The organism is Pseudomonas sp. P5_B2 (assembly GCF_056400445.1).
This window is the reverse complement of sequence record NZ_JBFULH010000689.1, coordinates 1-2,013: the sequence shown is the minus strand read 5'-3', so window position 1 is coordinate 2,013 and position 2,013 is coordinate 1. Positions and strand designations below refer to the sequence as shown.

General features: G+C 52.7%; 1 protein-coding gene. It reads left to right on the top strand.

Annotation, left to right across the window (positions count from 1 at the left end):
- Nucleotides 1-1,020 precede the first annotated feature (1,020 nt).
- On the top strand, nt 1,021-2,013 hold a 993-nt coding region (locus tag AC1DRJ_RS25645), incomplete at its 3' end, for an RNA-directed DNA polymerase (protein WP_477804622.1).

The window sequence follows — 2,013 nt, the reverse complement described above, 5'->3', positions numbered from 1 at the left end:
GAAAAAGATGTAGTCCTGTTCGTGGCCAGATCAAGGATGTTCAAAGAAAACTGAGGATCCAGTTTTTGTGCGTTCAAATGCCACGTGCTCAGGGTACTCTTTCAATCCGACGACCATGGTGGACAGTGGATTCTGGCTGCATACATGGGCATGGCAAGCGGAGCGCGCGGCGTGCGGGATGGAAGCCCGAAGGGCCGAGACGCGGGCTTTGTCAAGGCTCGGTTCACGACAGCCCTCCCCGCAAGGGCACGCACCAATACTGCCGGTGCGGGATACGGAGCTGAATAGCAGGGTAATGTGGAGTGCACATCGGTGTACTGTGGATCGTTCTCCAGATCAAAGAGTTGCGGACAAGGCTTACCGTCTATTGCTCAAGGATTCTTTGGCTCTCTATGGGGTGGGAAGCTCCATGTTCGAGCCTGGCTATCAGAGTCCTAATTGAACGCCAATCAATGCCCCTCTGTACAACCTGATGCCATGCCCCCTCGGCCTCACAACCGGGTGAACTTGAGTCATCAGGTGCTCTAGAAGAATTGCGCGGTTGCATACAGAAGTGATGGCTTGGCTCGGTTCCTATCTCGGGATACCTTGTCAGCCTTTGCGACCGTCTCAAATCAATTCAGCTCCGCAAAGCCAGTGCAGGCTAGGTAATTGAGAGGCTTTGAGCAAAATCTCGAAGTCAGGAGCCACAGCTTCACAAAACAATTTAAAGGATTATTGATGAGCCTCGTGGATTCACGGTACGACAGATTATGGCCTCGCGGCTCTGCACTCCAGGATGAGGTCGTTCTAGCGCAGGCTTGGAAGAAAACTCACACTTTCATACGACGCCATAATTGGTACGCGGATGTGCTGGAGCTCGACGCGTCAGCGGTATGCTTGTCCCGAAACCTGTCAAAATGGTCTCGTTCTATCGCTTCTGGAAGCTATCGCACAGCGCCAGCGTGGCTCGTACCCGCCCCCAAAAACGGTCTTTGGTGCTTCCGTTCTGAWGATCAGGGAGGCTGGGGGCCGCGAGAAATGACTGAAGGTAAAGCCCCTGCTWTGCGACCGTTGGCTCATATTGGTATCAGAGAACAGACTGTCGCTACTGCAGTGATGTTGTGTCTAGCAAACTGCATCGAGTCTGCGCAGGGGGACACGTCGCAAGAGCCAGCGGAGGCATTAGAATCTAAGGTTTACAGCTATGGCAATCGTCTCTTCTGTAGCTGGTCGAGTGATCACCTCAGCGCCAAGTTCGCCTGGGGGAATTCCGACACGTACAGCCGATACTTCCAAGACTATCAGCGTTTTGCAGAGCGACCCATTGCCATAGCAACGGCCGTTGAGGCTGATGAGCAAAACGTATTTATCGTCAGCCTCGATCTGCGCTCATTTTTTGACAACATAGATATTGACTTACTCGTTTTGAAGATGCGGGAAGAGTATGCGGCGTTTGTGAAAAACACGGGAGATGAGCGGTTTGAGTCCGATGAGCCTTTTTGGGAAACGGCGCGCGAAGCGCTGAAGTTTCAATGGCGCCCGGAAGACGAACAACTGTCGGGGCTTTTCAGGGATAACACATTGCCCAAGGGTTTGCCTCAAGGTCTTGTGGGGAGCGGTTTTTTTGCGAACGCCTATCTTCTAACTTTTGACCGTGCGATGGGTAGTTTTACCGACCGACGAGCCGGACGAAAAAGTTTCCGAGTCCATGACTATTGCCGATACGTTGACGATCTGAGGCTCGTCATCTCGGTCGACACAAAGGTGGATGAGGTAGTAGACCCGGTTGCACTAAGCAGCGAAATCAGTGATTGGGTGCAAACGCTTCTTAAAAAGCACACAACACCTGCAGGGAGACCCAAAGCTTTCTTGCAGCTTAATGCGTCGAAAACTCAGCTTGAGCCGTTAGCTGAGGTAGGCAGTGAGTCTGGGACTGCTGCCCGAATGAAGGCGCTGCAGCAGCAAATGAGCGGGCCCTTTGACTTGGACTCTCTAAAGCAAACAGAGGCAGGTCTCAATGGACTGCTGTCC